Source organism: Actinopolyspora xinjiangensis (assembly GCF_900104475.1).
Classification (GTDB): Bacteria; Actinomycetota; Actinomycetes; order Mycobacteriales; family Pseudonocardiaceae; genus Actinopolyspora; species Actinopolyspora xinjiangensis.
This window is the reverse complement of the sequence record NZ_FNJR01000029.1, coordinates 1-2,830: the sequence shown is the minus strand read 5'-3', so window position 1 is coordinate 2,830 and position 2,830 is coordinate 1. Positions and strand designations below refer to the sequence as shown.

The following is a 2,830-nucleotide window of genomic DNA, read 5'->3' as shown; positions in this document are numbered from 1 at the left end:
GTCAAGCCGGTAGGTGTTGCGTGGGCGGGGTTGTGGGAGCGCCTGGTCATCGCTACCGCGGTGGCGCTGGGTGTGTGGTGCTAGCTGAAAACGTTGGAAGGCGTTGGCGGAGTGGGTGAGACCCCCGTAGGTGAAGGCATCGCATGGCTGGTGGGGCGTGGTCCCGAGTAGCGCGGGACTCGTGCAATCTCGTGTGAATCGGCCAGGACCGCCTGGTAAGCCTGAATACGTCTGGTGACCGATAGTGGATGTGTACCGTGAGGGACTGGTGAAAAGTACCCCGGGAGGGGAGTGAAAGAGTTCCTGAAACCGTGCGCCGGTAATCCGTCAGAGCATGCTGCCCTGGTGGTGGTGTGTGATGGCGTGCCTTTTGAAGAATGAGCCTGCGAGTTAGTGGTGCGTGGCGAGGTTAACCCGTGTGGGGAAGCCGGAGCGAAAGCGAGTCTGAACAGGGCGAGACTAGTCGCGTGCTCTAGACCCGAAACCGAGTGAGCTACCCGTGGCCAGGGTGAAGCGCGGGTAAGACCGTGTGGAGGCCCGAACCCACCAGGGTTGAAAACCTGGGGGATGAGCTGTGGGTAGGGGTGAAAGGCCAATCAAACTCGGAGATAGCTGGTTCTCCCCGAAATGCATTTAGGTGCAGCGTCGCGTGGTGCTTGGTGCAGGTAGAGCGACTGGATGGCTGATGGCCCGGTGCGGGTACTGACGTCAACTAAACTCCGAATGGCATCAACGTGGCAGCGTGGCAGTGAGTCCGTGGGGGAAAAGCTCCACGGTCGAGAGGGAAACAGCCCAGATCACCGGCTAAGGCCCCGAAGTGTGTGCTGAGTGGAAAAGGATGTGGGATCGCCGAGACAACCAGGAGGTTGGCTTAGAAGCAGCCATCCTTGAAAGAGTGCGTAACAGCTCACTGGTCAAGTGATCCTGCGCCGATAATGTAGCGGGGCTTGTAAGTACACCGCCGAAGCCGTGACACGACGACACTGTCGTCGTGGGTAGGGGAGCGTCCTGCACACCGGTGAAGCATCGTCCGTAAGGGGGTGTGGAGGGTGTGGGAGTGAGAATGCAGGCATGAGTAGTGCATGGACAGTGAGAATCTGTCCCGCCGGAAGACCAAGGGTTCCAGGGCCAGGTTGATCCGCCCTGGGTGAGTCGGATCCTAAGGCGAGGCCGTCAGGCGTAGTCGACAGGACAACGGGTTGATATTCCCGTACCCGCGTGGCACCGCCCCACACCAGCCCCCATGTTCCGTCGCCAGTCCGGTGCCGGGCAGTGTTCGGATTCGTTCCGGCTGTGTCGGTGCTGGTGGTGTCGGTGGGTGGGTGTGCTGGTCAGCGAAGGGGTGACGCAGGAGGGTAGCCCAGCCCGGGCGATGGTTGTCCCGGGGTAACGGTGTAGCAGGACCGTCCAGGCAAATCCGGACGGTCGTGATCTGTGAGACCGGATGCCGAGCCGGTGAGGCGAAGTGGGTGATCCCCGGCTGCCGAGAAAAGCCTCTAGCGAGGGGCCGCGTGGTCCGTACCCGAAACCGACACAGGTGGTCTGGTAGAGCATACCGAGGCGAGCGGGATAACCGTGGTTAAGGAATTCGGCAAAATGTCCCCGTAACTTCGGGAGAAGGGGAGCCGCCGCTGGTGATCCCCCTGGGCGGGGTGAGCTGGAGGCGGCCGCAGAGTCTGGGCCCAAGCGACTGTTTACTAAAAACACAGGTCCGTGCGAAGTCGTAAGACGCGGTATACGGACTGACGCCTGCCCGGTGCCGGAACGTTAAGGGGAGTGGTGAGCCCCCTCTCGGGGGTGAGGCTGCGAACCGAAGCGCCGGTAAACGGCGGTGGTAACTATAACCATCCTAAGGTAGCGAAATTCCTTGTCGGGTAAGTTCCGACCTGCACGAATGGCGTAACGACTTGGGCGCTGTCTCGACCACGGGCCCGACGAAATTGCAGGACGAGTTAAGATGCTCGTTTCGCGCGGCAGGACGGAAAGACCCCGGGACCTTTACTACAGCTTGGTATGGGCGTCTGGTTCGGCTTGTGTAGGATAGGTGGGAAACGGTGAACCTCACACGCCAGTGTGGGGGGAGTTGCTGGTGAAATACCACTCTGGTCGTTCCGGGCGTCTAACCTCGGTCCGTGACCCGGACCAGGGACAGTGCCTGGTGGGTAGTTTAACTGGGGCGGTTGCCTCCCAAACGGTAACGGAGGCGCCCAATGGTTCCCTCAGCCTGGACGGAAACCAGGTGACGCGTGTAAGTGCACAAGGGAGCTTGACTGTGAGACCGACGGGTCGAGCAGGTGCGAAAGCAGGGACTAGTGATCCGGCACTGGCATGCGGATGCGGTGTCGCTCAACGGATAAAAGGTACCCCGGGGATAACAGGCTGATCTTGCCCAAGAGTCCATATCGACGGCATGGTTTGGCACCTCGATGTCGGCTCGTCGCATCCTGGGGCTGGAGTGGGTCCCAAGGGTTGGGCTGTTCGCCCATTAAAGCGGCACGCGAGCTGGGTTTAGAACGTCGTGAGACAGTTCGGTCCCTATCCGCCGCGCGCGCCTGGAGACGTGCGGGGAGCTGTCCCCAGTACGAGAGGACCGGGACGGACGAACCTCTAGTGTGCCAGTTGTCCCGCCAGGGGCACGGCTGGTTGGCCATGTTCGGCACGGATAACCGCTGAAAGCATCTAAGCGGGAAGCCCACCCCAAGATGACGTCTCCCACCCCACCCCGTGGGGATAAGGCACCCAGCAGACGACTGGGTCGATAGGCCCGACATGTACGCACAGCAATGTGTTCAGTGGACGGGTACTAACCCGCCGAACGACGACACCCCCC

The 2,830-nt window shown here is 61.2% G+C and carries 1 rRNA gene; it reads left to right on the top strand.

Features of this window, described 5'->3' with window-relative positions:
• Positions 1 to 2,828: ribosomal RNA gene (locus tag BLQ75_RS22830) — 23S ribosomal RNA — on the top strand; the annotation flags it as partial.
• Positions 2,829 to 2,830 lie beyond the last annotated feature (2 nt).